The following is a 25,694-nucleotide window of genomic DNA, read 5'->3' on the forward strand; positions in this document are numbered from 1 at the left end:
CCTGGCCCCATGACGTTGGGCGTCAATGAGGGCTATAATCGCGCCCCTGTCACTGCCACAGCGTGAGCTGTGGGCAGACAAGAGGATTTGGAGGTAACACCATGTTCGAGAATCTCACCGACCGGTTGGGATCGTCGCTTAAAAACCTGGCAGGTCAGGGGTCACTGACCGAAGACAATATTCGCGACACCCTGCGTGAAGTACGCAAGGCGCTGCTGGAGGCCGACGTGGCCTTGCCGGTGGTGAAAGAGTTTGTCGAGCAGGTCAAGGAAAAAGCGCTGGGGCAGGAAGTGCTGCAGAGCCTGAACCCGGGCCAGGCGTTCGTGAAGATCGTCAACGATGAGTTGGTCCACACCATGGGCGACGCCAACGACGCCCTGGATCTGGCAGCCAAGCCGCCGGCGATTATCCTGATGGCAGGCCTGCAGGGTGCGGGTAAGACCACCTCCGTGGCCAAGCTGGCCCGTTTCCTTCAGGAGCGTGAGAAAAAGAAGGTCATGGTGGTGTCGGCAGACGTGTATCGTCCCGCCGCGATCGAGCAGCTCAAGACCCTGGCAGGGGAGGTGGAGACCAACTTCTTCCCGTCCACCGGCGATCAGGATCCGGTAGACATTGCCAATGGGGCTCTGGATGAGGCGCGCCGTCGTTACATGGACGTGCTGATCGTCGATACCGCAGGCCGTCTCCATGTCGATGAAGACATGATGACCGAAATCAAGCGCCTGCACGGGGCCATCAGCCCGGTGGAAACCCTTTTCGTGGTGGATGCCATGACCGGTCAGGATGCGGCCAATACTGCGCAGGCCTTTAATGAGGCGCTGCCGCTGACCGGTGTGATCCTGACCAAGGCTGACGGTGACTCCCGCGGGGGGGCGGCCCTGTCTGTTCGCCAGCTTACCGGCAAGCCCATCAAGTTCATCGGTATGGGCGAGAAGACGGACGCCCTGGAACCGTTCCACCCGGATCGTATTGCCAGCCGGATTCTCGGCATGGGCGACGTGTTGTCCCTGGTGGAAGAAGCCGAGCGCAAGCTGGACAAGAAGAAAGCCGAAAAAATCGCCAAGAAGTTCAAGAAAGGCAAGGCGATGGACTTCGAGGATCTCAAGGACCAGTTCCAGCAAATGCGCAACATGGGCGGCATGACTGGCTTGCTCGACAAGTTGCCCGGTATGGGCGGCATGATGCAGGCGGCGCAGGATCCGGCGGCCATGAAACAGATGAAGCACATGGAGGCGCTGATTGACTCCATGACCGTCAAGGAGCGTCGCAACCCGGACATCATCAAGGGCTCCCGCAAGAAGCGGATTGCCATGGGCGCCGGGCTGGAGATTCAGGATCTGAACCGCCTGATGAAGCAGCAGAAGATGATGGCCAAGATGATGAAGAAGATGCGCAGCAAGGGCGGCATGAAGAACATGATGCGCGGCCTGGAAGGCATGATGGGGGGCAACGGTGGTCCCGGTGGCAGCGGCGGGCCGGGCGGCGGCATGCCCCCCGGTGGCATGGGCGGTGGTATGCCGCCGATGTGATTTGGCGCTTCACGCGCCACGCAACATGCAACACGCGGGCAGGGCAGGTTAAAACCTCTCTGCCCGCGCTGCGTTTTTGGGGGGGTGATAAGACCTTATTCAAAAGCACTTTCACCACAGAGCTCACAGAGAAAGAGCAGCGGTTCTGTAGGAGCTTGCCTGCAAGCGATCCGAGCCTTGGCGAGGTAAGGATTCCAGAAGCGAGTTTCGAAAATCCAAAACCGGTAGCCGGGCGCGAGGCCTGGATCTTTGCCTTTCGAAACTCATTTTCTCGCCCAGGCACGGATCGCGGTCGAACGACCGCTCCTACAGCTACCCCGAAGCTTTTGCTGGCTAAATGCTTGTTGCCTGAGTTGTCTGCCTGTATAATCCGCGCCCTTCGCGGCCTTTCCCTGTTTTCTATGGATTCGGGGGCTGGCTTTCAAGCGGATACGATGGCTCGCCATGCCCTCCTCGGCAGGCGGCCGGGAAACCGGATTGATAAAAGGTAGATAGACCATGGTAATTATTCGTCTCGCCCGCGGCGGTTCCAAGAAGCGCCCGTTCTACAGCATCGTTGTTGCCGATAGCCGTAACGCCCGTGATGGCCGTTTCATCGAGCAGCTGGGTTACTACAACCCCATCGCCCGTGGCGGTGAAATCCCTCTCAAGCTGAACCTGGAAAGCCTGGACGCCTGGGTTGCCAAGGGTGCTCAGCTGTCTGACCGCGTCAAGACCCTGGCCAAGCAGGCACGTAAGGAAGCCTGATGACCAGCGGAGGGCAACAGTCCTCTGAGCTGGAGGTGGTCGGTCGCATCCTGGGGGTGCACGGCGTACAGGGGTGGGTAAAGGTCTTTTCCCATACCGACCCCCGCGAAAACCTCCAGCACTACCAGCCCTGGCACCTGAAACAAGGTCGCCAGTGGAAGCCGGTCAAAGTCACCGGCTTCCGTCCCCAGGGCAAGGGGCTGATCGCACGTCTGGAAGGTATTACCGACCGGAACATGGCAGCAGCCCTGGTAGGGCAGGATATCGGGGTACCCCGTGACCTGCTGCCGCAGTCTGGCGGCGGTGAGTTTTACTGGCGCGACCTGATCGGTCTGCGGGTCTTCGAAAGTGGAGGCGCAGATCTGGGCAAGGTGGCGAAAATGCTGGAAACCGGTGCCAACGACGTGCTCGTGGTGCGTGGTGACAGCAACAGCCTGGATCGCCGCGAGCGGCTGATTCCCTGGCTTCCGGATGATGTGGTCACCGAGGTGAATCTGGCCGAAGGCCATTTGACCGTTGACTGGGACCCGGATTTTTAACATGTCGAAGGACTCGACGCCGTACACCGTGACTCTGGTGACCCTGTTTCCGGAGATGGCGAAGGCGATCACCGATTTCGGCGTGACGCGACGGGCCGTGGAACATGGCCAGTTGCAGGTGGATACCGTGAATCCGCGGGATTTCACCGAAGATCGTCACCGCACCGTGGACGATCGCCCCTTTGGTGGCGGCCCAGGCATGGTGATGAAGGTGGATCCGCTGGCGAAAGCCCTGCAATCCGCCCGTGCTGCCAACCCGGCAGCCTCTGTGATTTATCTGTCCCCCCAGGGACAGCCGCTGACCCAGGCGAAAGTCGAGGCGTTGGCACAGCAGCCCGGCCTGGTATTACTGGCAGGGCGCTATGAAGGCGTAGACGAGCGGTTGCTCGAGGCCGAAGTGGATGAGCAGATCTCCATCGGTGACTACGTGCTCAGTGGCGGTGAACTGCCGGCACTGGTGCTGATCGATGCGGTCAGCCGATTGATTCCCGGAGTGCTGGGTCACCAGGATTCCGCCGAGCAGGACTCGTTTTCAGGCGAATTCGAAGACCTGCTGGATTGTCCGCACTACACCCGCCCGGAGGTGTACAACGGACAGGCAGTGCCGCCGGTACTGCTGAGTGGCAATCACGCGTTGATTCGCCGCTGGCGCCTTAAACAGGCGTTGGGACGGACCTGGCAACAGCGTCCTGACCTGCTGGAACGCCGCCGGGCGCGGGGTTTGAGCAAAGAAGAGCAACAGCTGCTGGACGAATTCATCGCCGAGCAGTCGTCGCATACAGCAAAATCGAACGAATAGGAGCATTGCCATGAGCGGCAAGAACCTGATCATCCAGGGCATCGAAGAAGCCCAGCTGAAAGCCGACCTGCCGGAATTCGGCGCCGGCGACACCGTTACCGTTCAGGTAAAGGTGAAAGAAGGTAACCGTGAGCGTCTGCAGGCGTTCCAGGGTGTTGTTATCGCCCGTCGTAACCGCGGCCTGAACTCTGCGTTCACCGTGCGCAAGATCTCCCACGGTGTGGGCGTTGAGCGTGTATTCCAGCTGCACAGCCCGCTGATCGATTCCATCGAAGTGAATCGTCGTGGTGATGTGAGCCGCGCCAAGCTCTACTACCTGCGCGATCGCTCTGGTAAGTCTGCCCGGATCAAGGAAAAGATTCGGTAAGACCGGCAACACCGGGTCTGCCGAGGGCGAATGTTGGTTCAGCCTTTGCTGTAGGGCATGCGGAACCAACCTCTGGACGGGTAGACCACAAGCTCCAACAAAAAAGCCGCTTCCTTTCGGGAAGCGGCTTTTTTGTTGGCCGCTCTGCGGCTGCAACACGCAACCCCTGGAATGCCCCCGTGCTTCTGCATTTCTACGAAGCCGCTGTAGATACCCTGTTCAAGCGCAAGCATTTTTCGCATGGCAATCACTAAAAAGCAGTGATGAATCGAACGGGGTGTCCGTCTTAACGCAGGCCCACAGGCCAGTCAGATACTTACGCATTACCGCCACCTGGGCCTGCAGCTTGGTTTTCCCGCGGGCGACCAGGGCCTCATAAAATGCCTTGGCATTCGGGTCAAAGCGCACGGCGGACATGGCAGGCATATACAGCGCTGAGCGTATGTACACGTTGCCCGCTTTACTGATCCTTGAGGCCTGATGAACGCTGCTTCCAGACTGGTACAGACGTATATCCAGGCCCGCATGACGGCTTACCTGAGCGGATTTCAGATGATCCGGCAAGACGCACAGCTCAGCCAGCAACGCGAGGGCCGTTGCCTCCGCAATGCCCTTGGCTGCGCAGAAGTGCTTATACAAGCGCTTGAGCTCAGGTGATTCTCCCAGAAGCTCCACCGCAGCCCGCTTCAGCCGATCAATGCGTCGATCCAGCATCTCAATCGCTTCCTGCTCATCTTCAACGAGCAGCGTGGGCGTAGACTGGGTGGCCTTCATGGCATGGAGGCGGTTCTTTGCCTGTGTCCGGCTACCGGTCAGGCGGTTGATCTGCCTTCCGAGGCTTCGAAGGGCCTGACGGTGCTGATCTGGTGGTGTCCACAACCGGGGCTCCATCCGCATGCCGTACTCGGCCAGAAGTGCCGCATCTATGCTGTCGGTCTTGCTGTTCTGCAGCTTGATATTGGCGAAGTTCTTGGTGCTTTTGGGGTTAATCACTGCCACGGGCAGGCCGGCCTCAACCAGAGCCACCGCCAGATCAAAGTAATACACTCCTGTTGCTTCCATGACGATGCACTTCGGTCGAAGCTTTTTCATCGCGGCAATCATGGAATTGTGGCCATCAGGGGACTGCTTGTACTGCTTGGGCTTGCTGAACCTACCATCGCCAAAGCTCACAACATCCACAGAACTAGCACCAATATCCACACCGGCAAATACAGACATACCCTTCACTCGCAACGCTGAATTAACGACAATAGTCACCGGTTCCCCGACCTCGCACTGACTTACCTGCTACCGACCTTGTGATACGAAGTCTCGCGCAAGCGGCTTCGGGATACCCTTCGGAGTAGGTAATGAGGCGGGGAGCCGCTCTACAGACGAAGTCAGAGCAAGCTGCTTCCAGGAGCGAACGGCCTCCCCGGTAACCGGTAAACCATAATTCATATGGTGAAGTGGCAACATACAAGGAGCTTGCCTGCAAGCGATCCGAGCCTGGGCGAGGTAAAAGACAGTTTCGAGTTACGAGAAGCGAGTATCGAAAGGCAAAACCAGAAGCTGGAAAGCAGTTTGGGTTTTGATCTTCGGGATGGGTTTCTGGAATCCTTACCTCGCCAAGGCTCGGATCGCGAGCAGGCTCGCTCCTACAGCGGGGTATAGCGAGGGTTTACCGACGCAATAAGGCCCGCCCGGTTTACCGGGCGGGCCTTACTTGCGTCAGGCGTCAGGCACTTCAGGCCTTCTTCAACATCCGATAGACCCACAGCAATACCAGGGCCCCGACGATGGCGGTGGCAAAGCTGCCCAGGCTGAAGCTGCCCACCGAGCCGCCGAGGCCGGTGATAGAGCCCAGCCAGCCGCCCACGAAGGCGCCAGCGATCCCCAGCAGGATGGTGATAATGAAGCCGCCCGGGTCCTTGCCCGGCATGATCCATTTGGCGACGATACCGGCGATCAGGCCGAATACAATCCAGGACAGAATGCCCATTTGCCTCTCCTTGGTTGTTGAAAACAGTGTCTCCCGGTTATAGATGCCAGATTTGGCAGCGTTTGTCGTTCGCTTGTGTTGGTATCGGGGTAATATTTGGTAAAAGGGTGTACTGGATACGCAAGGTAGTGAATGACAGCAATTAGTGATGAACACGCCCGCCTGATTGATGCCTGGCTGGATCAGCAGTGGCTCGAAAAGGGACTGAGTGAGCACAGTCTGAGCAATTATCGCCGGGACGTGACTCAGTTGGCCGTGTGGCTGGAGAAGCATGCCGGCACCCTGTTGCAGTGTGAGCGTTACCAGCTGCTTGAATTTCTGGCCGATCGCCATCAGCTGGGCATCAGTGCCCGCTCCGTGGCCCGCCAGCTTTCCGCGCTAAAGGGCTTCTATCGGTGGCTCAAGCGGGAAGGGCGGATCAGCGCCGATCCTGCGTTGCTGATCGAGCGCCCCAAAACCGGCCGGCCATTGCCCAAAACACTGACCGAGGCGGATGTGGAGGCGCTACTGGACGCACCGGATCTGGAGACGCCGCTGGGGCTGCGTGATCGCGCCATGCTGGAAGTGTTGTATGCCACCGGCCTGCGCGTCACTGAGCTGGTGACCCTGACCCAGAGCCAGATCAATCCCCGCCAGGGGCTGGTGCGGGTGATCGGCAAGGGCGACAAGGAGCGGCTGGTGCCGCTGGGTGAGGAGGCGTTGCACTGGCTGGTGCGCTACCTGCGTGAAGGCCGGCACCTGTTGTTGGGCAATGATCAGGAATTACTGTTTCCCAGCCAGCGGGGCACCTGTATGACGCGGCAAACGTTCTGGCATCGTATCAAGCAGTTGGCCACGGTGGCGGGGGTGCAAAAGAATCTCTCACCCCATACACTGCGACATGCATTTGCCACTCACCTGCTCAATCACGGTGCTGACTTGCGGGTGGTGCAGCTGTTGTTGGGGCACAGCGATCTTTCTACCACGCAGATTTACACCCATGTGGCGCAGCAGCGTCTGCAGGACCTTTACCAGAAACACCACCCGCGCTCGGGAACCTGAGGGTAATCCGGGGCTCTAAGCAGGGAACAGAAGGAGTAACGACAGAATGAAAAAATGGTTTGTATTCGCCCTGATGGGCCTGGTGACGGCCTGTGGGGCAGAAACCGGTGCCAACAATGCAGCTGGGGCGCAGGGCTCGCAACAGGCAGTTGACGAAGACCGTATTCGTGACGTGATGGAAGAGGCCTTCGATGGCATCAATGTGACGGCAGTGCGTCCCTCACCCATTGATGGTGTGGCAGAGGTGGAAGTGGCAGGCCGGGATACGGTCTATGTGAGCCATGATGCAGGTTATGTCCTGATCGGCAACCTGCTGCAGATCAAGGACGGTGAGGTGATCGACCCCGCAGAGCAGCGTCTTGAGGCGGTGCGCAAGGAGGGCATCTCCCAGCTGGATGAATCACAGCTGATCACCTATGCGGCGGAAGATGAGAAGCACGAAATCTACGTGTTCACTGATATTACCTGTGGTTATTGCCGTAAATTGCACCGGCATATCGAGGAATATAATGACGAGGGTGTCACTGTTCACTACCTGGCCTTCCCGCGCGGCGGTGCCACCGCCAAGTCAGCGGCCGCCATGCGGCATATCTGGTGTGCCGAGGATCCTCAGCAGGCCCTCACTGATGCCAAGCTGAATGACGAGATCGTACAGACCGAGCTGGGCGAATGCGCCAAGCCGGTGGACGAGCAATACGCGCTGGGGCTGACATTCGGTGTCCGCGGCACGCCGGCCATCTATACCACCGACGGCAAGCAGCTGGGTGGATACGTCAGCCCTGAGCAGCTGATGGACCGTCTGGACTGATCCCCCCTTCAGCACGTCTCCACAGGCCCGCCATTCGGCGCGAAAGCGCCAGCTGGCGGGCCTTCTACATTGACTGCGCCCGGCCGCACCGTTAATGTGTCCGCCTCATTTTTCGTCCCGCCCAAGGTGCTGTCGTGGAAACCGATTTCCAGCGAATTCGTCGTTTGCCGCCCTATGTCTTCAACATTGTTGGGGAGCTGAAGAAGGCTGCGCGAGCGCGGGGTGAGGACATCATCGATTTCGGCATGGGCAACCCGGATCAGCCCACCCCGAAGCATATCGTCGACAAGCTGACAGAGACCGTGCAGCGTGGCGATACTCACCGCTATTCCCAGTCCCGCGGGATTCCACGGCTACGCAAGGCCATCACTGATTGGTACCAGCGTCGCTACAGCGTGGACCTAGACCCGGAGTCCGAGGCCATTGTCACCATCGGCTCCAAGGAAGGGCTGGCGCATCTGGCGCTGGCCACCATGGGCCCGGGGGATACCGTGCTGGTGCCCAATCCCAGTTACCCCATTCATCCCTATGGCTTTGTGATCTCCAACGCGGATATCCGTCATGTGCCTATGGTGAAAGGGGTGGATTTCTTTGTGGAGCTGGAGCGTGCCATCAAGGAATCCTGGCCCAAGCCCAAGATGCTGGTGCTTAACTTTCCGGGCAATCCCACCGGTCAGTGTGTGGATCTGTCGTTTTTCGAGAAGGTAGTGGCCATTGCCCGTGAGCATCAGATCTGGGTGGTCCATGATCTTGCCTATGCGGACATCGTGTTTGACGGCTACAAGGCGCCTTCCATTCTGGAAGTGGAAGGTGCCAAGGATGTGGCGGTGGAATTCTTTTCCCTGTCAAAGAGTTACAATATGCCCGGCTGGCGGGTGGGGTTCTGCTGTGGCAACCCGGATCTGATCAATGCCCTGGCGCGGATCAAGTCCTATCTGGATTACGGCACCTTTACGCCGATTCAGGTGGCTGCCATCGCGGCCCTTGAAGGCGATCAGAGCTGTGTGGCGGACATCTGCGAGATGTACCGCAAGCGTCGCGACGTGCTGGTGGATGGTTTGGCTGAAATCGGCTGGCAGGTGGAGCGCCCCCGTGCCACCATGTTCGTTTGGGCCGAAATTCCCGAGCAGTACAAGGCCATGGGTTCGCTGGAGTTCTCCAAGAAGCTGCTGGCCGATGCCGGTGTGGCGGTCTCTCCAGGGGTGGGGTTTGGCGAATATGGCGACGACCATGTGCGCTTTGGCCTGATCGAGAATGAACAACGTACCCGGCAGGCCATCCGCGGCATCAAGAAGATGTTCCGCCAGGATGGGCTGTTGGACTGAGGATGTTGCCGGCCATGGCGGGCAACCAAATAACTGATTTAACGCATTGAAACGAGGAAACGCTGTGGATCCAGTGAAGGTGGGTATTGCAGGTCTGGGCACTGTGGGCTCGGGTACCGTCAACGTGCTGAAGCGTAACGCCCGGGATATTGCCCGTCGCGTGGGGCGGCCGATCGAAATTACCCACATTGGTGCCCGTCGTGACCACCCTGACTGCGACATTAGCGGTATTCGCGTATCCCGAGACATCTTTGCCGTGGCCTCTGACCCGGAGATCGATATCCTGGTGGAGCTGATCGGTGGCATTGAGACGGCCCGTGAGTTGGTGCTTACCGCCATCAAGAATGGCAAGCACATTGTCACCGCCAACAAGGCCCTGATCGCCGAGCACGGTAACGAGATCTTCCAGGCGGCGGAAGCCAACGGCGTGGATGTGGCGTTTGAGGCTTCTGTGGCAGGGGGGATTCCGATCCTGAAATCCCTGGGCGAGGGCCTGGCCGCTAACCACGTGAACTGGCTGGCCGGCATCATCAACGGCACCGGTAACTTTATTCTCACCGAGATGGAAGAAGGTGGCCGCGCGTTTTCCGATGTGCTGGATGAAGCCCAGAAGCTGGGTTATGCCGAGGCCGACCCCACCTTTGATGTTGAAGGTATCGATGCGGCTCACAAGCTGACTATCCTGGCCTCCATTGCCTTTGGTATCCCGCTGCAGTTTTCCAAGGTTTATACCGAAGGGATCTGCCGTATCACTATCGAGGACGTGGCCAGCGCCGCGCACTTTGGCTATCGCATCAAGCACCTGGGGATTGCCAAGGACACCGGTAACGGCATCGAGTTGCGGGTGCACCCAACCCTGATTCCCAAGGAGACCATGCTGTCTGCCGTCAACGGTGTGATGAATGCTGTGATGATTCACGGCGACGCCGTGGGCCCGACCATGTTCTACGGCGCTGGCGCAGGTGCCGAGCCCACTGCCTCTGCGGTGGTGGCGGATATCATCGAGCTGGGCCGCGCCCTGACCGTGGATCACGAAGAGCGGGTGCCTTATCTGGGCTTCCATACTGACCACATCTCAGACGACCCGATCCTGACCATTGATGACGTGGCCTGCAGCTTCTACCTGCGCCTGCACGTTCAGGACAAGGCCGGGGTGCTGGCGGACATTACCCGCATTCTTAGTGACAACAATGTGAGCATTGATGCACTGGTTCAGCGGGAAGTGGAGCAGGGCCTGGTGCCTATCGTGATGATGACCCACCAGGTTCGCGAGGGTGACATGAATGCCGCCCTGGAGAAGATCGCTGCCCTGGACACCGTGGATAGCGATATAATGCGCATCCGGGTAGAGATGCTGGACGCCTGATTAAACGCCAGAGGCCTGACGCCAGACGCCTAACGCGGTAGAATCTCGCGTTCTTCAGCGTCAGGCCTCGGGCATCCTGCGTCAGGCGCGCCAAAAGAACACACACTTTCGAGAACAGCAGAGCCTGGCTTAGAGGCTTTGCATCAGAAGCAGAGACCAGACCCATGCCTTTTCGTGACCGTTACACCGGCCTGATCAACCGTTACCGCGACCACCTGCCGGTGAATGATGACACGCCGATTATCAGCCTGGGCGAAGGTAACACCCCGCTGATCCGTCTGAAGAACATTCCCAGGATGCTCGGCAAGGACGTGGACATCTACGTCAAATACGAAGGCCTGAACCCTACCGGTTCCTTCAAGGACCGCGGCATGACCATGGCGGTAACCAAGGCCGTGGAAGAGGGCAGCAATGCCATCATCTGTGCGTCCACCGGTAACACGTCCGCTGCCGCTGCGGCCTATGCAGCCCGCGCCGGCATCACCGCTTTCGTTCTAATTCCGGAAGGCAAGATCGCCATGGGCAAGCTGGCCCAGGCGATGATGTACGGTGCAGTGATCATGCAGATCCGTGGCAACTTCGACCAAGGTATGGAGCTGGTGAAGCAGGTGGCCGAGAAGGCGCCGGTGACCATCGTGAACTCGGTGAACCCTTACCGTCTGCAGGGCCAGAAATCCGCAGCGTTCGAAATTGTCGAGGAGCTGGGGCGTGCCCCGGACTTCCACTGTCTGCCGGTGGGTAATGCGGGCAACATTTCCGCACACTGGATGGGTTACAGTGAATACAAGAAAGCGGGTGTGGTGAACAGCGCGCCGAAGATGGTGGGTTACCAGGCTGAAGGTGCGGCGCCCTTCATGCGTGGCGAAGCGGTGAAGGATCCGGAAACCGTAGCTACCGCCATCCGCATCGGGAATCCCCAATCCTGGGACAAGGCCTGGGCGCTGCAGAAAGAATCCGGCGGCTGGTTCGATGAGCTGACTGACAATGAAATCCTGGCGGCGCAGAAACTGCTTGCCGAGAAGGAAGGTGTGTTTTGCGAGCCGGCTTCTGCAGCCTCTCTGGGCGGCGCCATGCGAGACATCAAGAATGGCAAGATTCCGGAAGGTTCCACCATCGTCTGTACTCTTACAGGAAACGGCCTGAAGGACCCGGACACGGCCATCGCCCAGTGCCAGGACAGCCGCATGGTGACCATTGATGCGGAGCTGGACGCGGTGAAAGGCGCGATCCTGTCCAATATGGAATAAAACGCACCCCATCCGGGGTTAGCGTCAATACCTGCAAAACGGGTCGGCATCTGCCGGCCCGTTTTCTTTTTCAGCGCCTCTTTTCCTGAGTATTCATTGGCACCATGATGAAGCCAGCGAGACGTCAGGAGAGAGGTCATGACCAACCAGGTTACCGTCAACGGCTTTCGGCAGGATGAGGTAGGCGATTGGGTGATGGAGTTATCCTGTGGCCATCGCCAGCATGTGCGCCATCAACCGCCGTTTATCAATCGTCCCTGGGTCACCACCGATGAAGGTCGGCTCCAACATCTGGACATGGTAGTGACCTGTACCCAGTGCCAGCGGGGGATGCCGTTGCCTGAATGAATGCCGGACGCTGGATGCCTGACGCTCGACGTAAAACCCCTCGCAGCTTCAAGGGGAGCACCCTGTGGGGGCGGTGGTTCCACCGCGATGCTTTCCCCCTCAAAAGCGTGAGCGAAGCCGCTGTAGGAGCTTGCCTGCAAGCGATCCGAGCCCTGGCGAGGTAATGAGTTTCGAGTTACGAGAAGCGAGTTTCTAAAGGCAAAACCGGATGCATGGAGAGCAGTTTGGGTTTTGGGTTTCTGGAAGGGGTTCTGGAATCCTTGCCTCGCTTAGGCTCGGATCGCTTGCAGGCAAGTTATTCGCTTCGCTCACCCCTTCGGGGCCGCACTTCGTGCGTTACTCCGCTGCGCTACGTTCCCACAGCAGGCTCTAGTGAGTCTTTTCCGATGCAAAAAGGCCCGCCCGGTTTACCGGGCGGGCCTTTTTTCGTCAGGCGTCAGGCGTCAGGCATCCAACCTCAGGCATTCCGCAACCGCGTATGCTTGTTGATCGTGTGCTGCAGGCTGAACAGGGACGGCAGGTGGGGGCCGATGACGCCTTTGCCGGTGGTCAGCAGGGCGCCGCTGAGGTCCCGCTGCGGGTCGGCCCAGCAGTAGATGCTGATAAAGCCCAGATGGCCGAAGGCCCTGGGGGCGCCGGGGCCGAACATGCCCATGCCGCGGTTACCGAGCATGAAACCGTTGGAGAAGTTGAGCGGCAGCATCAGGCTGCGGTCGAAGCGGGGGCGATGCCAGGCGGGTTCCAGGGCCCGTGCCACGGTTTCCGGTTTGAAGATCTGTTTGCCGTTGTAGCGGCCGTTATTGAGCAGCATTTGAAAGAACCGGCTGGCTTCCTCAGCGGTGGCGTACAGGTTACCGGCGGGCACGGTCACATCCTGGAAGCGGTTGTCGTTGGAGACCTCCACGACCTCGTCGATGGTGCCGCCCACCGCATGGTTGAGGAACAGGTCCACGACCTTGAAAGGCACCCCGGTGGACACATCCATGGCTCGTTCCGGGCCGGTGCTGCCAAAGGTGAAATATTTCATGCCCATGGGTTGGCGTACCACCCGGTCCAGGGTGGTGTTGAGGTCTTCCCCGGTCACGGCTTCCACCACTCTGCCGACGATAAAGCCGGCAGTGACGGCATGATAAGCCTGGGTGTTGAGGGTGGTGGGTTTGGCCGCGCAGAGAATGTCGAAGATTTCCTCAGGGCGGAACAGGATGTCAGCTGACACGGTTTCCTGAGGCCGTGGAATGCCGGCCTGGTGGGTCAGCAGGTGGCGGATGGTGGTGCGGCCTTTGCCATTCTGGCCGTATTTGGGCAGATAGCGGGTCACCGGGTCATCCAGGTCCAGATCACCGGTTTCCACCAGATGGTGGATCATCATGGCCGCCACCACCTTGGAGGCGGAGAACAGGCACACCGGTGTGTCCGGCGTCATGATGCGCTGGCTGTCCGGGTCAGCAAAACCGATGCTGCGGTTGATCATGATCTCGCCGTGACGGCGCAGACACAGGCTCAATGCCGGTGTCATGCCGCCACGGTAAAGTTTACGGGTGGCTCGCCAGATAGCTTCTACCTGTCCTGAGGCCATGCCGGTGCTGGCCAGGGGGGCTTCTTCGCCTTGCCGGATCAGGCTGTCCAGGCTGCGGGGAATGCGGTTGGCCTGTTTGCTGATCAGGCGACTGACACGGGGACGTAAAGCCATTAAAACCTCTGAAAAGTCAGGTAAATCGCACCGGGTATACGCCGTGTGCAGAATGCGGTCAGCTATTTTGCATGGCCCGGGTTGACCTGCAATAGTCGGACGAGCCATCCCGGTGGCGTAAAATCACAATCATGATGGCACATTCTGCTTCGGGTCATGGGGTACAATCAGCCTGTGGTTACAAGTTCTGGCGTTACCGGCGCGGGATAATCCCGCTACAACAACAATCGTGGCGCCATGCCGCTTATGCAGGAGGTAACTGTGACAACTATAAAACAATCCGATTTCCAGAGTTTTGCCGAGTTTTATCCTTACTATCTGCAGGAGCACAGCGATGCGACCTGCCGTCGTCTGCACTTTTTCGGCACCCTGGGCGTACTTGCCATTCTGGCGGGTGTTCTGTTCACCGGTAACCTGTGGGGCCTGATCCTGCTGCCGCTGGTGGGCTATGGATTTGCCTGGGTAGGGCATTTCTTTTTCGAGAAAAACCGCCCGGCCACCTTCAAGCACCCCTGGTACAGCCTTGCTGGCGACTTTGTGATGTTCAAGGACATTCTGACCGGCCGTATCGCCTGGTAGTCAGCGGGAACCTTCATGAGTGCAGTCGATATCTTTGTCCCTGGCCAGACAACGGCACAACAGGAAAACGCGTTACCGGATCTGGACTGCCGTGAGCAGATAGATGCCATGGTGTACGGGTTTTACCGGCGCTTGCTGGATGATCCGGAGATGGCCCCGCTGTTCTTCGAAGTGGCGAACATTGATCTGGACGCGCACCTGCCGATCATCTGTCAGTACTGGCACAAGATGCTGCTGGGAGACCGGACCTACCAGCGGCACATGATGGAAAAGCATCGGGCGCTGGATGACAAGATGCCACTAAGTGGCGTACATCATGAGCGTTGGCTTGGCCACTTCATGGCCAACCTGGATGGCCGGTTCTCCGGCCCTCTTACGGATCGGGCACGTCGCCTGGCGGCGACCATTATGGATAACCTCTATCATCAGTTGCAGCAACGTCGTTCAGCGTCTTTCTAGAAGACGGTTCCAGAAGGCTGGGCATGCAAGACGTTATTCAGAGGCTCTAGATCATCGGCACCAGCCAGTTGCCCAGCAACAGGGCGCCGCCGCCCAGATAACAGCTGCGAATCAGTACCGGGTCTGATTGCAGCGCCTGACGGCGCAGTTGAAAGTACAGGCCAGCGCCAAGCAAGCCGGCTGCTACGGCAATCACGGTCATCCACATGAAGAGCTGCATGTAATTGTCCTTTTTGTTTCTCTTTATGTCTTTTTTAACGCTGCCCGACCGAACGGTCAATGACCTGCCGCCTGTGCTGACAAACGGCGTCCGCGTTCTACACGACCCCGGTGACATCGATGCCTGGTGGGAGATTCAGCTTGCTGAACGAAGGAGCAGGCAGGGTGCTCTGTTCAAAGGCTGCATTCGCTCAGCAAGCTGAATCTCCCACAGTAAAACCAAAAGGGGGGCTCAGCGGTCACAGCGATCACTGAGTTAAAATAACGGGTTTGCTCTGTGATCGCTGTGGTGTTCTTCGCGTCGGGCATCCGGCGTCAGGTATCCAGCGTCTTACCCAATGATCCCCTGCGCCTGCAGGCTATTGAACTCGTCTTCGCTCAGACCCAGTTCATCGCGCAGGATGGCGGCGTTGTGGCTGCCCACCTCGCCACCGGGCCAGCGGGTTTCTCCGGGGGTGTCTGCCAGGCGCGGAGTGATGGCAGGCACCTTGAGGGGTTTGCCGTTGATTTCCACTTGCTGGAACAGTCCGCGGGCCTGGAAGTGGGGGTCCTGCATCATGTCGGCCACCGAGTAGATGGGGCCGGACGGGACTCGTGCCTCTTCCAGGATAGCGAGTACCTCCTCACTGGGCAGGCTGCGGCACCAGCTGTCCAGGGCCTCATCAATGGCGGCTTCGTTTTCCACCCGGCCGGCGTTGCTGGCCATGGCCGGATCTTCAGCCATATCGGCACGGCCAGCGGCCGTCATCAGCCGCTTGAAGATGGAATCGCCGTTGCCACCAATGACCACAAACTTGCGATCGGCGCAGCGGTACGTATTGGTAGGCACGATGCCGGTGACGGTGGAGCCGGAGGGCTCACGGATCACGCCGGCCCCGTCGAATTCCGGGATCACCCCTTCCAGCAGATTGAATACCGACTCGAACAGGGCCACATCTACCACCTGGCCTTTTTCACTGGACTGACGTTCGAACAGGGCGAGCAGAATACCCAGGGCGGCATGCAGGCCGGCAATGGTGTCACCCAGGGAGAGATTGGGGCGTACTGGTCGCTCACCGGGGAAACCGTTCACATAGCGCAGGCCGCCAATGCCCTCGCACACCGAGGCGTAGCCAGGCTTGCTGGCGTAGGGGCCTGTCTGACCGTAGCCAGAGATGCGGGTATAGACCAGCCCTGGGTTGTCATCGGCAAAGCTGTCCGGACCGAGGCCCCAGTTTTCCATGGTGCCGGGGCGGAAGTTTTCGATCACTACATCGGCCTTGCCCATCAGCTTGCGCACCAGTGCCTTACCCTCACCGGTTTTCAGGTCCAGGGTGACGGATTTCTTGTTGCGGCCCAGACTGCGCCACCAGAATGAGGTGCCGTCCTCATCCAGCTTTCGCCAGCCGCGAATTGGATCACCACCAGGTGGCTCCACCTTCACCACATCCGCACCGAAATAGGCCAGCAGGGTACCGGTAAAGGGGCCTGCCAACAGTTGTCCGAGTTCAACCACGCGAATGCCTTCCAGCGGGAGCGGCCGGGATGGGGTGTCGGTCATGCTGTCTCCGTAGTGATTTGATTGCCGTGATAATGCTGTGCACAGAGCCTAGCGGATTGTGATGCGGGGTGGCAGTGACGATTTCGGTCTAAAAACCAGTGAGTTCTGCCATTCGCTGGCGGTATAGAGGCCGGTTGGCACTATTTTCATGGCCCCTATACAATCCGCGGCCTGTAATGAGGAATCGCCATGACCCCGGAACGTTACCGCCGTATCTGTGAAACCCTGGATCGCCGTCAGCCTGATCTGACCGTGATCATGGACGGGGTCCACAAGCCCCACAATATTGCTGCCATCGTGCGCACCTGCGATGCGGTGGGGATCCTGGATGTGCATGCCATTCTTCCCAACAATCGTGCCCGCATGGCCGCCGGTACGGCCATGGGCTCCCAGCGCTGGGTCAAGGTCCACAAGCACGAAGACAGCACTCCGGTAATTCGTGAACTGCAGGGGCTGGGTGTTCAGGTTCTGGCGGCCCACCTTTCTGATACCGCCATTCCTTACCGGGACGTGGATTACAGCAAGCCCACGGCACTGCTGCTGGGCACTGAAAAATTTGGGGTCAGTGACGAGGCCGCCGCGGCGGTAGACCAGCATGTGATTATCCCCATGATGGGCATGGTGGAATCATTCAATGTGAGCGTGGCGGCCGCCATCATTCTGTCTGAAGCCTGCGAGCAACGACGCAGCAAGGGCTTTTATGATCAGCCCCGTCTTGATCCAGCCCGTTATCGGGAGTTGCTGTTTCGCTGGGGGCACGAAAAGATTGCCCGCCTGTGCGATGCCCACGGTGTGCCCTATCCTGAGCTGGACGAGGAGGGGCAAGTCAGGGACAGTGCGGCGCTTACCGCGCTGCTGCAGAAGGCAGATTGACGCCTCCCGTCAGGGATGCCCTGGGGGCATTGCTGACCTGCCAGTGGAAGTCGCTGGCTCCCCCTTCACCCACCCACGCTGGGAACCAAAGGGTATTGTCCATGGTGGCGTAGCGCAGCCGGGTAATGTCGATGCCCTGTGCCTCTGCCAGCTCCACCATGCGCTGTAGCACCTTGCCATGGGAGATCCGGGTGGGGGTCTGGGTAGTATCCATGATGGCCTGGTGGACCAGTTGATTGAAGGTCTTCCTGTCAATCCCGGAGAAATTCATACGGTCCAGATCGGCGATGAAGGCATCGGCCAGTGATGGAACGGTGGTGAATCGGCCTGCGTTGTTGAGTGCCACCAGGCGCTCGTGAACCACTTCGTCGTACTTCTCGAAAGCCCCCTTATCTTCAGCATCCGCCAGTGCCAGGATGGCTTCCCCCAGGCTGTTCATGTTGGCGTAGTCCAGCTTGGGAATGGCTCCCATCAGGTCGATCACCGTGCGCGGCAGACCACTGCTCTGGAAACCCAGTCGCGGAGTGGCGCCGGGGAATCGCTCATACTCGGTGGTGCTGGTGGCATCATCCTCATAGAACATGTTCATGTTGACGCCTTCCAGAAACGCATCAAACAGGCCGTTGGGCACCACTGGCATGTGATTGCTGAAGAACATCTCCCAGCCCTGATTGGAATCCATATGCAGCCAGTCGCCGGGCAGGCGAGTGGCGTTCATGGTTTTTTCGAAGTCGCTCATGGTGCCATCCACGACACCGTATTGTTGTTGGCCATAGACGGACTGGAAAGTGACCCGGGCCCCTTCCAGGTTATGAAAGTCGATGGCGAAATGAATACGCGGGTCGCGCAGGAACATGAGGAAAAATTTCAGCACCTTGACGCTGCCGATGGCAAAGCGGGAAGGGATCGTGACCGACTGCTCGTAGAAATCCACCTGGAACTTCTGGCTGAAGAAGGTGGGCATGAAGGCATACCAGATGCGAGCCTTCACCAGCATGGAGACCCGCACCGGGCCATCTTTTACGGCAATGGGGGTCGCCTTGATATTTTTGCGGGTATCCAGATCCACACGCAGTTTCTGGTTGAGAATGCCGGTGCTGATATTCACATAGATATTATCGAACACACTGGTTTCCTGGTGCGGTCCCAGTCTTGGCGCCATGGAGTGGATTTGGGTAAAGTCGTCCGGTTCGTAATCCAGGTCCATTAATGTGCTCTGGATCTGTCCGGCCTCCAGGTCGGCACTGACATAATCCGCCCGGGAGCGTTCCGGGTTGTTTCGGACCAGATAGATATAGCGTGGCTGGTTTCGAGGCGAATCCAGGCGTATTTCCTTGAGGATTTCTCCGCTTTTCAGCTCGTGTTCCGTGGCAGAGTAGCGGGCATTTCCCCCATCACGGAACATGAAGACCAGTTCATCGAAATCATCGAAGATGCCAGGTTCGCCTTCTGGTGGGTGGTCATTCTCACCTTCGATCCAGATCAGGCCGGTCTTGTCGAATTCATCAATCTGAAACGGAATAGGGATCAACTTGCCGGCACGCACCGCCATCAGGGATAGCGCTTCCACCGGGGTGCCCATTTGTTCAGGGAGTTCAAAACCTTTCATCTCCATGGGATAAAGGTAAGTGAACTGGGTGGTGTCCAGCGCTTTGATGGTGGCATCCAGCTGGGCCGTGGAGATCTTGGACAAACCCGGTGCCCAACGGCCCATGGCACTGGGATCTGCCTTGTAGAAATCGATGAAATGCTGGAAATAGGCGTCTGGAACCCCTTCCGTCCAGATCTCGCGAGCCTGGAGCGGGTTGCCAAGACTGATCATCAGGGTGATCAGTGCAATCCATGCCTGTCTGGCGGTCATTTTGTTATTCTCTGCGACGTTTTTTGGATAGGCGACGGAGCCAAGAGTATGACAAGCGACCCGAAAAGAGTAGGCCTTAACGCCTTGCACCGGCGGCTCCACCGCGTATTGCCAAACGTCAGGCTGACCTGCCAGCCGCTGCCGCAGACGCCATCGCTGAAACTGTGGTTGCTGGATGAACTGTTTCCTGAGCAGGCGCTGGAGCCCGGTGTGGTCAATGCCATCATGGAAGAACCGCCGTACTGGTCTTTTTGCTGGGCGTCAGGACAGGTTCTCGCAGCCTATCTGATGGACAATCCGCAATGGGTGAAGGGACGCTGTGTGGTAGATGTGGGCCCGGGGTCCGGGGTGGTCGCCATTGCCGCGGCCCGGGCAGGGGCCCGGCGGGTGATTGCCTGTGACCTTGACGAGGATGCTCTGATGGCAACCCGCGTCAATGCGGCCGAAAACCAGGTCCAGATCGAGCTGTCCCAGGATCTGGAGGAGGCACTGCAGGGCGCCGATTTGGTGACCGCAGCGGATATCCTCTATGACCGTGACAATCTGCCGCTACTGGCCCGTTTCCAAAAGGCGGAGCGTGTGCTGCTGGCGGATTCCCGTGTGCCGGATCTGGACCCGCCGGGGTACGAATTGCTGGGAGAATGGCAGTCCTGCACCTGGCCGGATCTGGGAGAATCCAGCGAATACAACGGGGTACGGTTGTTTGCTTCGGAACCGTAGCGAAAAACGCCGGTCACAGGGATACGCGGCAGGCGTTATCAGCAGATAGCTGCCACTACTCCTGCCGACGGGGGCAACAGGGACTATTCCCGATTTCTGTTGAATACAGGAGGAACAAACATTGTTGAAGGCTAAACAATCCGTCCATTCTGCCGCAGGGTTGCTGGCAATTTTGATGATCTTTTTCTCGCCGGCCAATGCGGCCTTGCCGTCCGCCACCGGGGACGGTCAGGCGCTGCCTTCGCTGGCGCCGATGTTGGAGAATGCGTCGCCAGCGGTGGTCAATATTGCCGTGGAGACCCGTGTCCGCGCAGCAAGAAACCCGCTGATGGAAGACCCGTTTTTCCGTCGTTTCTTCAATATCCCTGAACAACGGCGCGAGCGCCGAGCCGCCAGTGCCGGCTCGGGGGTGATCGTGGACGCCAAGAGTGGATATGTGCTCACCAATGCCCACGTGGTGAAAAATGCCGACAGCATCGAGGTGACGTTGACGGATGGCCGCGAACTTTCTGCGGAACTGGTGGGCACCGATGAAGAAGTGGACCTGGCTGTGCTCAAACTGGAGCAGGCCCGGGACCTGACACAGATTGCCATTGCAGACTCGACGACCCTGCGGGTGGGGGACTTTGTGGTGGCCATTGGTAACCCCTTCGGCCTTGGCCAGACGGTGACCAGCGGGATTGTGTCTGCGCTGGGTCGAACCGGGCTTGGCATTGAAGGGTATGAAAGCTTTATCCAGACCGACGCCTCCATCAACCCCGGGAATTCAGGGGGGGCGCTGGTCAACCTGCGGGGTGAACTGGTAGGGATCAATACCGCCATCCTTGCCCCGGCAGGGGGCAACGTGGGGATTGGGTTTGCCATTCCCACAGAGATGGCTGAAAACGTGATGCACCAGTTGATCGAGCATGGTGAAGTTCGCAGAGGCATGCTTGGCGTTACCATTCAGGATCTCACCCCGGAATTGGCGGAAGCCTTTGGTGTGGAACGTCAACGGGGGGTGGTCATTACCCAGGTGATGGAGGAAAGCGCGGCAGAAAAGGCCGGCATCAAGAGCGGTGATGTGGTCGTGGCGGTGGACGGTCGTCCGGTGAACCGGGCTGCGGATCTGCGCAACAAGGTAGGCATGTCGCCGGTGGGTGAAAAGGTACAGTTGAGCATTGTCCGGGAGGGCAAGGAAAAGTCTGTTACGGCGGTGATCAGTGAGACCTCACAGGAAACCGCCGGTGGTGAGGCGATATCCAGTTATCTGGAAGGGGCCAGCCTGCGTGACCTGCGCAAGGGCGAATTGCAGCATGCGGATCAGGGCGTCTTCGTGGAAAGCGTGGAGCAGCGTTCTCCAGCCTGGCGCGCCGGGTTGCGCGAGGGTGATGTGATCATCAATGCCAATCGCCAGGATGTGGCGACCATGGATGAGTTGAAGGGCGCCATCCAGGACAAGGACGCGGCCTTGTTGTTACGGGTCAATCGTAATGGCGGGGTCTTCTTCGTGGTGGTACGTTAAAGACTAAGGCGGCCACAGGCCTGAACCGGTCTGTGGCCTGTTACATGGAAGCAGGAAGCACGAAGCAAAAGGAAATCACATGAAAGGCTCATGGAAAGCATTGTCTGTTGCCGCCGTTCTCGCGGTGAGCGCTCCGGCATTCGCCAATGATATCGAAGGTGTGATTGAGTCGGTGGATACGGAAGAGGCCACCTTCGTGGTGCAGGGCATCACGTTTGTGACCGGCGCCACCACGTTCTATGAGGATGGACTGAAGGAATTCAGCAATCTTCATGAAGGCCAGCGGGTGGAAGTGGACTTCCAGTACCAGGACGGCAAGCATGTGGCCACCCTGGTTGAATTGGAAGATCATGACTGAGTCGCGGATCAGTCAAATTGTCCGTGCCGGCCTTTGCCGGCGGTGAAGCGGCCTGCTCCCTGCAAAGCTTCCTCGAACACTACTGGATAACCCCCGACGCCCTCAGCCTTGAGCGCCTCCGTTTCGGAAAGCTGCCATTGCTGCAGGGCAGACTGTCGGTCCGCGCGCAGGCAGTGCTGGGGAAAAGCCGCTATCTGGCGGGCCATTTCCAGCGCCTCTTCAAGCGCGGTGCCTTCCTCCACGACGCGATTGGCCAGGCCAAACTGCAAGGCTTCCTCTGCCGCCACCGGGCGGCCGGTCAGGATCATGTCCATGGCCCGGCTATGGCCGATTAGACGGGGCAACCTGACCGTGCCGCCGTCAATCAATGGCACCCCCCAACGACGGCAGAACACCCCAAAGACGGCGGAGTCTTCTGCTACCCGAAGGTCACACCACAGCGCCAGTTCCAGGCCTCCCGCTACCGCATAGCCGTTAACAGCGGCAATCACCGGTTTATTCAGCGTCAACCGGGTTGGTCCCATGGGGCCAGGGCCAGCGCCCAGGGCATCAATCTCGTTACGTCGCTGTGGATCTGACAGGGCGCCCAGATCCGCGCCGGCGCAAAAGTTACCGCCGGCACCGTGCAGAATGGCCACAGTCAGACTGTCGTCCTGTGCAAAGGCTTCAAAGGCCTGTCGCAGGGTATCCGCAGTGGGGCGGTCCACGGCATTGCGTACTTCGGGTCGATTGAGGGTGACGATCAGAATGTCTTCGCGACGCTCGGTCAGTACGGTTGCCTGTTTCATTGCTGGTATCCTGAGGGCTGTGGCGAGAAACTAATGTCGATAAAGTGTACCAAGGTGGGCGGTCGATGCAGTATCAGGAAATCTATGAACCCGAGACCCTCAGCCGGGCTGAGCTGGATGCGTCAAAGGGGTTGGTGGTTGTAGAGTTTGGAACCAATTGGTGTGGCCATTGCCGTGCCGCCCAGGCGGGTATAGCGCAGGCGCTCAGTGGCATGCCGGATGGGCAGCATATCAAGGTGGAAGACGGACCGGGACGGCGGCTGGGGCGCAGCTTTCGGGTCAAGCTCTGGCCAACCCTGATTATCATGAAAGATGGTCAGGAGCTGGCCCGGGGAGTGCGCCCGGACGATGAAGTCCTTCAGGCGCTGGTCGCCGCTGCCGGTTAACGCGTCAGTACAACCTTGCCGATGGTCTGGCCGGACTGTAGCAGGTGCAGTGCGTCGTGGGCCTGAGTAAAGGCAAATTTGTGGCCCACGTGGGGTGGGGCGATTTCCACTGTGGCAAGTTCTTCGAGCAGAGCGCGCATCTGCTGTTTCTGTTCCCATAACCAGATCAGGTTGAATGCCAGCACCGAGCGGTTGCTGCTGATCATGTCCATCACGTCATAGCGGGGGCGTCGCAGGTAGCGCCATATGGCACGCAGGTAATCGGGCCGCTGGCCGCTGGGGGTGAACTCGGCGGCGCCGAACACCACCAGTCGACCCATGGGGTTGAGCGCGTCGAAACTGGCTTTCTGAACCGCCCCGCCGATGGCGTCCAGCACCAGGTCAAACGATTGCTGACCACGCTTGAGCTGGTGGTGAAAATTCTTCTCCCGGACCAGTACCTGGTCAAAACCTTGCCGTTCCAACCAGTCAGCTTTTTGCCGATCGCTGACCGTGCCAACGGGATCGGCGCCGAGTGCCTTGCACAGTTTCATGGCCTGCAGTCCCACCCCTCCGGCGGCGCTGTGTACCAGCACCCGGTGGCCGGGTTTGACCGCACCCAGTCGGGTCAGTGCGTACCACGCGGTCAGTGTCTGCACCGGAAAGGCGGCACCCTGGGCGGTAGTCCAGTTTTCTGGCAGTGGCATCAGGTAATCCGGGTCGCTGTCGATCTGCGAGGTATACCCTCCGAAGCGGGTGACGCCCATCACTTTTGCCCCCACCTGGAACCGTGGGTTGTCCGAGGTGGTTTCAATGACCTGTCCTGCAAACTCCAGCCCCGGCGTGAAGGCTCCTTCCGGTGTGGCGGAGTACAGGCCGGTGAGCGCAAAGATATCGGCAAAATTGAGACCAACTGCGTCGACGCGGATCCGGACCATGCCGGTTTTTAATGGAGAGGGAGCTCTTTCTTCAAGACGGAGTCGGGTGAGACTGCCGGCTTTGCGGGTTTGCCAGTAGTGGATCATTGTCGGGTTCCCGAAAAACGAGCCACAAGCCTAGCGTGGTGGGCTTTGCTTCTGCAATTGCAGCGGGCCCCTATTGGGGCCCGCTTCTTGCTCGTGTTACTGGAGGGCTGGTTGGATCGCCTTGTCGGCACTGAGGTTGCCACCACCGGTGATCAGCAGGGAAACCGTCGCCGCCAGCAGAGCCAGTCCGAACTCATAGCCGTTGTTGCTCATGAACAAGCCGTTGCCGATATGCACGGTGAGAATGGCCATTATCATGGTGAAGCCGGTGACCATTGCGGCAGGCCGAACCAGCAGACCCAGCACCAGGGCCAGCCCGCCAAGGAATTCCCCGCTGCCGGCCAGCAGTGCCATCAGGTAGCCGGGTTCAAGACCAATGGACGCCATCCATTGGCCGGTGCCTTCCAGACCGTAACCGCCAAACCAGCCAAACAGTTTCTGGGCGCCATGGGCCATGAAAATGATGCCCACCGTCAGGCGCAGGGCGAGGGGGGGCCAGCTGGACTGGGTCTGGGTCAGGGTGCGGATCAGGTTTTTCATGCTGTGTTCCTCAGGATTGTCTGCATCTGGCTGAACGGCGTGTCTTGAGGACTATTAAACGCATTCGTTGAGCTGCTATAAATGAGGGAAATTGCCGCCTTTAGATCTAAAAAGTAGATTATAAGAAGGGCGGCCTAATGATAATGTGTCAGCCTTGTTGGGCCGCCAGCGGCTCTGAGTCATCATCTTCGTGGAGATAGCCTTTGAATAATCCAGACCTGGCCAAACTGATTCTGCGTCTTACGGCAGGAATCCTCATGTTGTTGCACGGCATCGGCAAACTGTATTCAGGGGTGGGCTGGATCGCCCAGGAACTGGCAAGTCATAACCTGCCCGGCTTTCTGGCCTACGGGGTTTTTATCGGGGAGCTGGTGGCGCCGATTATGGTGATTATCGGGTTGCATACCCGGGTGGGGGCGGTACTGATGGCGGGGAACATGCTGGTCGCCATCGTGCTGGTGCATATGGGGCAGATCTTTTCCCTGACCAGCAACGGAGGCTGGACGCTGGAATTGCAGGGGGTCTTCCTGTTCACCTCTATCGCGATCTTCTTCCTGGGCGCGGGCCGGTATGCGGTGAGGAATTGAATATTTCGCCAGAGGCCTGACGCCTGACGCAAAAAAATGCCGCGCTCTTTCCGGGCGCGGCATTTTTTTGGGGAGGGTGGGCTTAGCCGGGAAGGCGGTTCTTTTCTGCGATCTGGCCGTTGAGGGTCAGGAAATCGTAGAGGATCCCGAGACCGAACAACCCCACCGTCAGTAGATAAATAATCCCGGTGAACACCTTGCCCATGTAGAAGCGGTGAATACCGAAGATGCCCAGGAAGGTGAGCAGGATCCACGCCACGTTGTAGTCGATACTGCCGGCTTCGTACTTGGCGTCGGCGGCTTCATCCATGCCGGGGATCAGGAACAGATCGATAATCCAGCCGATGAAAAACAGGCCGAGGGTAAAGAACCAGATAGTGCCGGTGATCTGTTTGCCATAATAAAAACGGTGGGCGCCCATGAACCCGAAGATCCACAGTAGATAGCCAATCACCTTGCTGTGCGTGTCCTGATTCTGCATCTCGA

At 58.8% G+C, this 25,694-nt stretch carries 29 protein-coding genes; 19 read left to right on the top strand and 10 right to left on the bottom strand.

The features are described from left to right. Window positions 1-101: 101 nt before the first annotated feature. The 5 genes from ffh to rplS all read left to right on the top strand — a co-directional run bounded on the left by ffh (window position 102) and on the right by rplS (window position 3,981). Complete coding sequence (gene ffh, locus HF945_RS04735) at window positions 102-1,529, top strand: signal recognition particle protein (RefSeq protein ID WP_290524604.1); 1,428 nt, start codon at window positions 102-104, stop codon at window positions 1,527-1,529. Window positions 1,530-2,027: 498 nt separating this feature from the next. Beyond that, window positions 2,028-2,276 carry a 30S ribosomal protein S16 gene (gene rpsP / locus HF945_RS04740; RefSeq protein ID WP_290524605.1) on the top strand — a complete coding sequence of 83 codons (249 nt, stop codon included), beginning with the start codon at window positions 2,028-2,030 and terminating at the stop codon, window positions 2,274-2,276. Further along, window positions 2,276-2,815, top strand: coding sequence for a ribosome maturation factor RimM (rimM, locus tag HF945_RS04745; RefSeq protein WP_290524606.1), 540 nt, complete (start codon window positions 2,276-2,278; stop codon window positions 2,813-2,815). Before rpsP ends, rimM begins: the two co-directional genes overlap by 1 nt. A 1-nt stretch (window position 2,816) precedes the next feature. After that, a complete protein-coding gene (gene trmD / locus HF945_RS04750) occupies window positions 2,817-3,614 on the top strand; it encodes a tRNA (guanosine(37)-N1)-methyltransferase TrmD (RefSeq protein ID WP_290524607.1) in 798 nt (265 codons plus the stop codon). 10 nt (window positions 3,615-3,624) lie between these two features. Beyond that, window positions 3,625-3,981 carry a 50S ribosomal protein L19 gene (rplS, locus tag HF945_RS04755; RefSeq protein WP_290524608.1) on the top strand — a complete coding sequence of 119 codons (357 nt, stop codon included), beginning with the start codon at window positions 3,625-3,627 and terminating at the stop codon, window positions 3,979-3,981. A gap of 219 nt (window positions 3,982-4,200) precedes the next feature. Here rplS and HF945_RS04760 read toward each other — a convergent pair whose 3' ends face one another. Continuing rightward, window positions 4,201-5,202 carry an IS110 family transposase gene (locus HF945_RS04760; protein WP_290523520.1) on the bottom strand — a complete coding sequence of 334 codons (1,002 nt, stop codon included), beginning with the start codon at window positions 5,200-5,202 and terminating at the stop codon, window positions 4,201-4,203. Between the two features lie 508 nt (window positions 5,203-5,710). Beyond that, window positions 5,711-5,965 carry a GlsB/YeaQ/YmgE family stress response membrane protein gene (locus HF945_RS04765; protein ID WP_290524609.1) on the bottom strand — a complete coding sequence of 85 codons (255 nt, stop codon included), beginning with the start codon at window positions 5,963-5,965 and terminating at the stop codon, window positions 5,711-5,713. A 132-nt stretch (window positions 5,966-6,097) separates the two neighbouring features. Between HF945_RS04765 and xerD the strand changes: the two genes are divergently transcribed. From xerD to HF945_RS04795, 6 genes are all read left to right on the top strand, one after another. Then, on the top strand, window positions 6,098-7,006 hold the full coding sequence (gene xerD, locus HF945_RS04770) for a site-specific tyrosine recombinase XerD (protein ID WP_290524610.1): 909 nt from the start codon (window positions 6,098-6,100) through the stop codon (window positions 7,004-7,006). 46 nt (window positions 7,007-7,052) lie between these two features. Beyond that, the gene (locus tag HF945_RS04775; RefSeq protein ID WP_290524611.1) at window positions 7,053-7,814 is read left to right on the top strand and encodes a DsbC family protein; all 762 of its coding nucleotides are present in this window, start codon (window positions 7,053-7,055) and stop codon (window positions 7,812-7,814) included. A gap of 134 nt (window positions 7,815-7,948) precedes the next feature. Next, window positions 7,949-9,139, top strand: coding sequence for an alanine transaminase (gene alaC / locus HF945_RS04780; RefSeq protein WP_290524612.1), 1,191 nt, complete (start codon window positions 7,949-7,951; stop codon window positions 9,137-9,139). A gap of 64 nt (window positions 9,140-9,203) precedes the next feature. Next, entirely contained in the window at window positions 9,204-10,505 is a 1,302-nt protein-coding gene (locus HF945_RS04785; protein WP_290524613.1) for a homoserine dehydrogenase, read from the top strand. Window positions 10,506-10,669: 164 nt separating this feature from the next. Beyond that, window positions 10,670-11,752, top strand: a complete 1,083-nt coding sequence (gene thrC / locus HF945_RS04790) for a threonine synthase (RefSeq protein ID WP_290524614.1) — start codon at window positions 10,670-10,672, stop codon at window positions 11,750-11,752. A 138-nt stretch (window positions 11,753-11,890) separates the two neighbouring features. Further along, the gene (locus HF945_RS04795; protein WP_290524615.1) at window positions 11,891-12,100 is read left to right on the top strand and encodes a DUF3565 domain-containing protein; all 210 of its coding nucleotides are present in this window, start codon (window positions 11,891-11,893) and stop codon (window positions 12,098-12,100) included. A gap of 457 nt (window positions 12,101-12,557) precedes the next feature. On the opposite strand, the gene HF945_RS04800 is transcribed toward HF945_RS04795, so the two are convergent. After that, a complete protein-coding gene (locus HF945_RS04800) occupies window positions 12,558-13,790 on the bottom strand; it encodes a serine hydrolase domain-containing protein (RefSeq protein WP_290524616.1) in 1,233 nt (410 codons plus the stop codon). Between the two features lie 261 nt (window positions 13,791-14,051). Between HF945_RS04800 and HF945_RS04805 the strand changes: the two genes are divergently transcribed. Both HF945_RS04805 and HF945_RS04810 read left to right on the top strand, forming a co-directional pair. After that, entirely contained in the window at window positions 14,052-14,369 is a 318-nt protein-coding gene (locus HF945_RS04805; RefSeq protein ID WP_290524617.1) for a DUF962 domain-containing protein, read from the top strand. Window positions 14,370-14,384: 15 nt separating this feature from the next. Then, a complete protein-coding gene (locus HF945_RS04810) occupies window positions 14,385-14,828 on the top strand; it encodes a group III truncated hemoglobin (protein WP_290524618.1) in 444 nt (147 codons plus the stop codon). Between the two features lie 46 nt (window positions 14,829-14,874). On the opposite strand, the gene HF945_RS04815 is transcribed toward HF945_RS04810, so the two are convergent. After that, window positions 14,875-15,048 (bottom strand): hypothetical protein, encoded by a 174-nt coding sequence (locus tag HF945_RS04815; protein ID WP_290524619.1) that lies wholly within the window; start codon window positions 15,046-15,048, stop codon window positions 14,875-14,877. 330 nt (window positions 15,049-15,378) lie between these two features. Beyond that, a complete protein-coding gene (locus HF945_RS04820) occupies window positions 15,379-16,587 on the bottom strand; it encodes a CaiB/BaiF CoA-transferase family protein (RefSeq protein WP_290524620.1) in 1,209 nt (402 codons plus the stop codon). Window positions 16,588-16,776: 189 nt separating this feature from the next. Here HF945_RS04820 and trmH point away from each other — a divergent pair, with 189 nt between their 5' ends. After that, window positions 16,777-17,460 carry a tRNA (guanosine(18)-2'-O)-methyltransferase TrmH gene (trmH, locus tag HF945_RS04825; protein WP_290524621.1) on the top strand — a complete coding sequence of 228 codons (684 nt, stop codon included), beginning with the start codon at window positions 16,777-16,779 and terminating at the stop codon, window positions 17,458-17,460. Here the strand turns inward: trmH and HF945_RS04830 are convergent. Further along, window positions 17,432-19,321, bottom strand: a complete 1,890-nt coding sequence (locus HF945_RS04830) for a hypothetical protein (RefSeq protein WP_290524622.1) — start codon at window positions 19,319-19,321, stop codon at window positions 17,432-17,434. The genes trmH and HF945_RS04830 overlap by 29 nt on opposite strands. 48 nt (window positions 19,322-19,369) lie before the next feature. Here HF945_RS04830 and HF945_RS04835 point away from each other — a divergent pair, with 48 nt between their 5' ends. The 3 genes from HF945_RS04835 (at window position 19,370) to HF945_RS04845 (ending at window position 21,903) form a co-directional block, all read left to right on the top strand. Next, entirely contained in the window at window positions 19,370-20,041 is a 672-nt protein-coding gene (locus tag HF945_RS04835; protein ID WP_290524623.1) for a 50S ribosomal protein L11 methyltransferase, read from the top strand. A gap of 175 nt (window positions 20,042-20,216) precedes the next feature. Continuing rightward, complete coding sequence (locus tag HF945_RS04840; protein WP_290524624.1) at window positions 20,217-21,545, top strand: DegQ family serine endoprotease; 1,329 nt, start codon at window positions 20,217-20,219, stop codon at window positions 21,543-21,545. A 79-nt stretch (window positions 21,546-21,624) separates the two neighbouring features. Next, complete coding sequence (locus tag HF945_RS04845; protein ID WP_290524625.1) at window positions 21,625-21,903, top strand: DUF5666 domain-containing protein; 279 nt, start codon at window positions 21,625-21,627, stop codon at window positions 21,901-21,903. Window positions 21,904-21,911: 8 nt separating this feature from the next. Here HF945_RS04845 and HF945_RS04850 read toward each other — a convergent pair whose 3' ends face one another. Further along, a complete protein-coding gene (locus HF945_RS04850) occupies window positions 21,912-22,691 on the bottom strand; it encodes a crotonase/enoyl-CoA hydratase family protein (RefSeq protein ID WP_290524626.1) in 780 nt (259 codons plus the stop codon). Window positions 22,692-22,756: 65 nt separating this feature from the next. Between HF945_RS04850 and HF945_RS04855 the strand changes: the two genes are divergently transcribed. Then, window positions 22,757-23,077, top strand: a complete 321-nt coding sequence (locus tag HF945_RS04855; RefSeq protein ID WP_290524627.1) for a thioredoxin family protein — start codon at window positions 22,757-22,759, stop codon at window positions 23,075-23,077. On the opposite strand, the gene HF945_RS04860 is transcribed toward HF945_RS04855, so the two are convergent. After that, the gene (locus HF945_RS04860; RefSeq protein WP_290524628.1) at window positions 23,074-24,081 is read right to left on the bottom strand and encodes a zinc-binding dehydrogenase; all 1,008 of its coding nucleotides are present in this window, start codon (window positions 24,079-24,081) and stop codon (window positions 23,074-23,076) included. The genes HF945_RS04855 and HF945_RS04860 overlap by 4 nt on opposite strands. 96 nt (window positions 24,082-24,177) lie before the next feature. Continuing rightward, a complete protein-coding gene (locus tag HF945_RS04865) occupies window positions 24,178-24,621 on the bottom strand; it encodes a DoxX family protein (protein WP_290524629.1) in 444 nt (147 codons plus the stop codon). A gap of 203 nt (window positions 24,622-24,824) precedes the next feature. Between HF945_RS04865 and HF945_RS04870 the strand changes: the two genes are divergently transcribed. Further along, window positions 24,825-25,208, top strand: coding sequence for a DoxX family protein (locus HF945_RS04870; protein ID WP_290524630.1), 384 nt, complete (start codon window positions 24,825-24,827; stop codon window positions 25,206-25,208). Window positions 25,209-25,290: 82 nt separating this feature from the next. Here the strand turns inward: HF945_RS04870 and HF945_RS04875 are convergent, their stop codons facing one another. Next, window positions 25,291-25,689 carry a TM2 domain-containing protein gene (locus HF945_RS04875; RefSeq protein WP_246968881.1) on the bottom strand — a complete coding sequence of 133 codons (399 nt, stop codon included), beginning with the start codon at window positions 25,687-25,689 and terminating at the stop codon, window positions 25,291-25,293. Window positions 25,690-25,694: the final 5 nt, after the last annotated feature.

It is taken from the genome of Alcanivorax sp. (assembly GCF_017794965.1).
Taxonomy (GTDB): domain Bacteria; phylum Pseudomonadota; class Gammaproteobacteria; order Pseudomonadales; family Alcanivoracaceae; genus Alcanivorax.

Coding starts and splice junctions, on each gene's coding strand:
- ffh (WP_290524604.1), top strand. CDS start 102: ATGTTCGAGAATCTCACCGACCGGTTGGGATCGTCGCTTAAAAACCTG.
- rpsP (WP_290524605.1), top strand. CDS start 2,028: ATGGTAATTATTCGTCTCGCCCGCGGCGGTTCCAAGAAGCGCCCGTTC.
- rimM (WP_290524606.1), top strand. CDS start 2,276: ATGACCAGCGGAGGGCAACAGTCCTCTGAGCTGGAGGTGGTCGGTCGC.
- trmD (WP_290524607.1), top strand. CDS start 2,817: ATGTCGAAGGACTCGACGCCGTACACCGTGACTCTGGTGACCCTGTTT.
- rplS (WP_290524608.1), top strand. CDS start 3,625: ATGAGCGGCAAGAACCTGATCATCCAGGGCATCGAAGAAGCCCAGCTG.
- HF945_RS04760 (WP_290523520.1), bottom strand. CDS start 5,202: ATGTCTGTATTTGCCGGTGTGGATATTGGTGCTAGTTCTGTGGATGTT.
- HF945_RS04765 (WP_290524609.1), bottom strand. CDS start 5,965: ATGGGCATTCTGTCCTGGATTGTATTCGGCCTGATCGCCGGTATCGTC.
- xerD (WP_290524610.1), top strand. CDS start 6,098: ATGACAGCAATTAGTGATGAACACGCCCGCCTGATTGATGCCTGGCTG.
- HF945_RS04775 (WP_290524611.1), top strand. CDS start 7,053: ATGAAAAAATGGTTTGTATTCGCCCTGATGGGCCTGGTGACGGCCTGT.
- thrC (WP_290524614.1), top strand. CDS start 10,670: ATGCCTTTTCGTGACCGTTACACCGGCCTGATCAACCGTTACCGCGAC.
- HF945_RS04795 (WP_290524615.1), top strand. CDS start 11,891: ATGACCAACCAGGTTACCGTCAACGGCTTTCGGCAGGATGAGGTAGGC.
- HF945_RS04800 (WP_290524616.1), bottom strand. CDS start 13,790: ATGGCTTTACGTCCCCGTGTCAGTCGCCTGATCAGCAAACAGGCCAAC.
- HF945_RS04810 (WP_290524618.1), top strand. CDS start 14,385: ATGAGTGCAGTCGATATCTTTGTCCCTGGCCAGACAACGGCACAACAG.
- HF945_RS04815 (WP_290524619.1), bottom strand. CDS start 15,048: ATGCAGCTCTTCATGTGGATGACCGTGATTGCCGTAGCAGCCGGCTTG.
- HF945_RS04820 (WP_290524620.1), bottom strand. CDS start 16,587: ATGACCGACACCCCATCCCGGCCGCTCCCGCTGGAAGGCATTCGCGTG.
- trmH (WP_290524621.1), top strand. CDS start 16,777: ATGACCCCGGAACGTTACCGCCGTATCTGTGAAACCCTGGATCGCCGT.
- HF945_RS04830 (WP_290524622.1), bottom strand. CDS start 19,321: ATGACCGCCAGACAGGCATGGATTGCACTGATCACCCTGATGATCAGT.
- HF945_RS04835 (WP_290524623.1), top strand. CDS start 19,370: ATGACAAGCGACCCGAAAAGAGTAGGCCTTAACGCCTTGCACCGGCGG.
- HF945_RS04840 (WP_290524624.1), top strand. CDS start 20,217: ATGATCTTTTTCTCGCCGGCCAATGCGGCCTTGCCGTCCGCCACCGGG.
- HF945_RS04845 (WP_290524625.1), top strand. CDS start 21,625: ATGAAAGGCTCATGGAAAGCATTGTCTGTTGCCGCCGTTCTCGCGGTG.
- HF945_RS04850 (WP_290524626.1), bottom strand. CDS start 22,691: ATGAAACAGGCAACCGTACTGACCGAGCGTCGCGAAGACATTCTGATC.
- HF945_RS04855 (WP_290524627.1), top strand. CDS start 22,757: ATGCAGTATCAGGAAATCTATGAACCCGAGACCCTCAGCCGGGCTGAG.
- HF945_RS04860 (WP_290524628.1), bottom strand. CDS start 24,081: ATGATCCACTACTGGCAAACCCGCAAAGCCGGCAGTCTCACCCGACTC.
- HF945_RS04865 (WP_290524629.1), bottom strand. CDS start 24,621: ATGAAAAACCTGATCCGCACCCTGACCCAGACCCAGTCCAGCTGGCCC.
- HF945_RS04875 (WP_246968881.1), bottom strand. CDS start 25,689: ATGCAGAATCAGGACACGCACAGCAAGGTGATTGGCTATCTACTGTGG.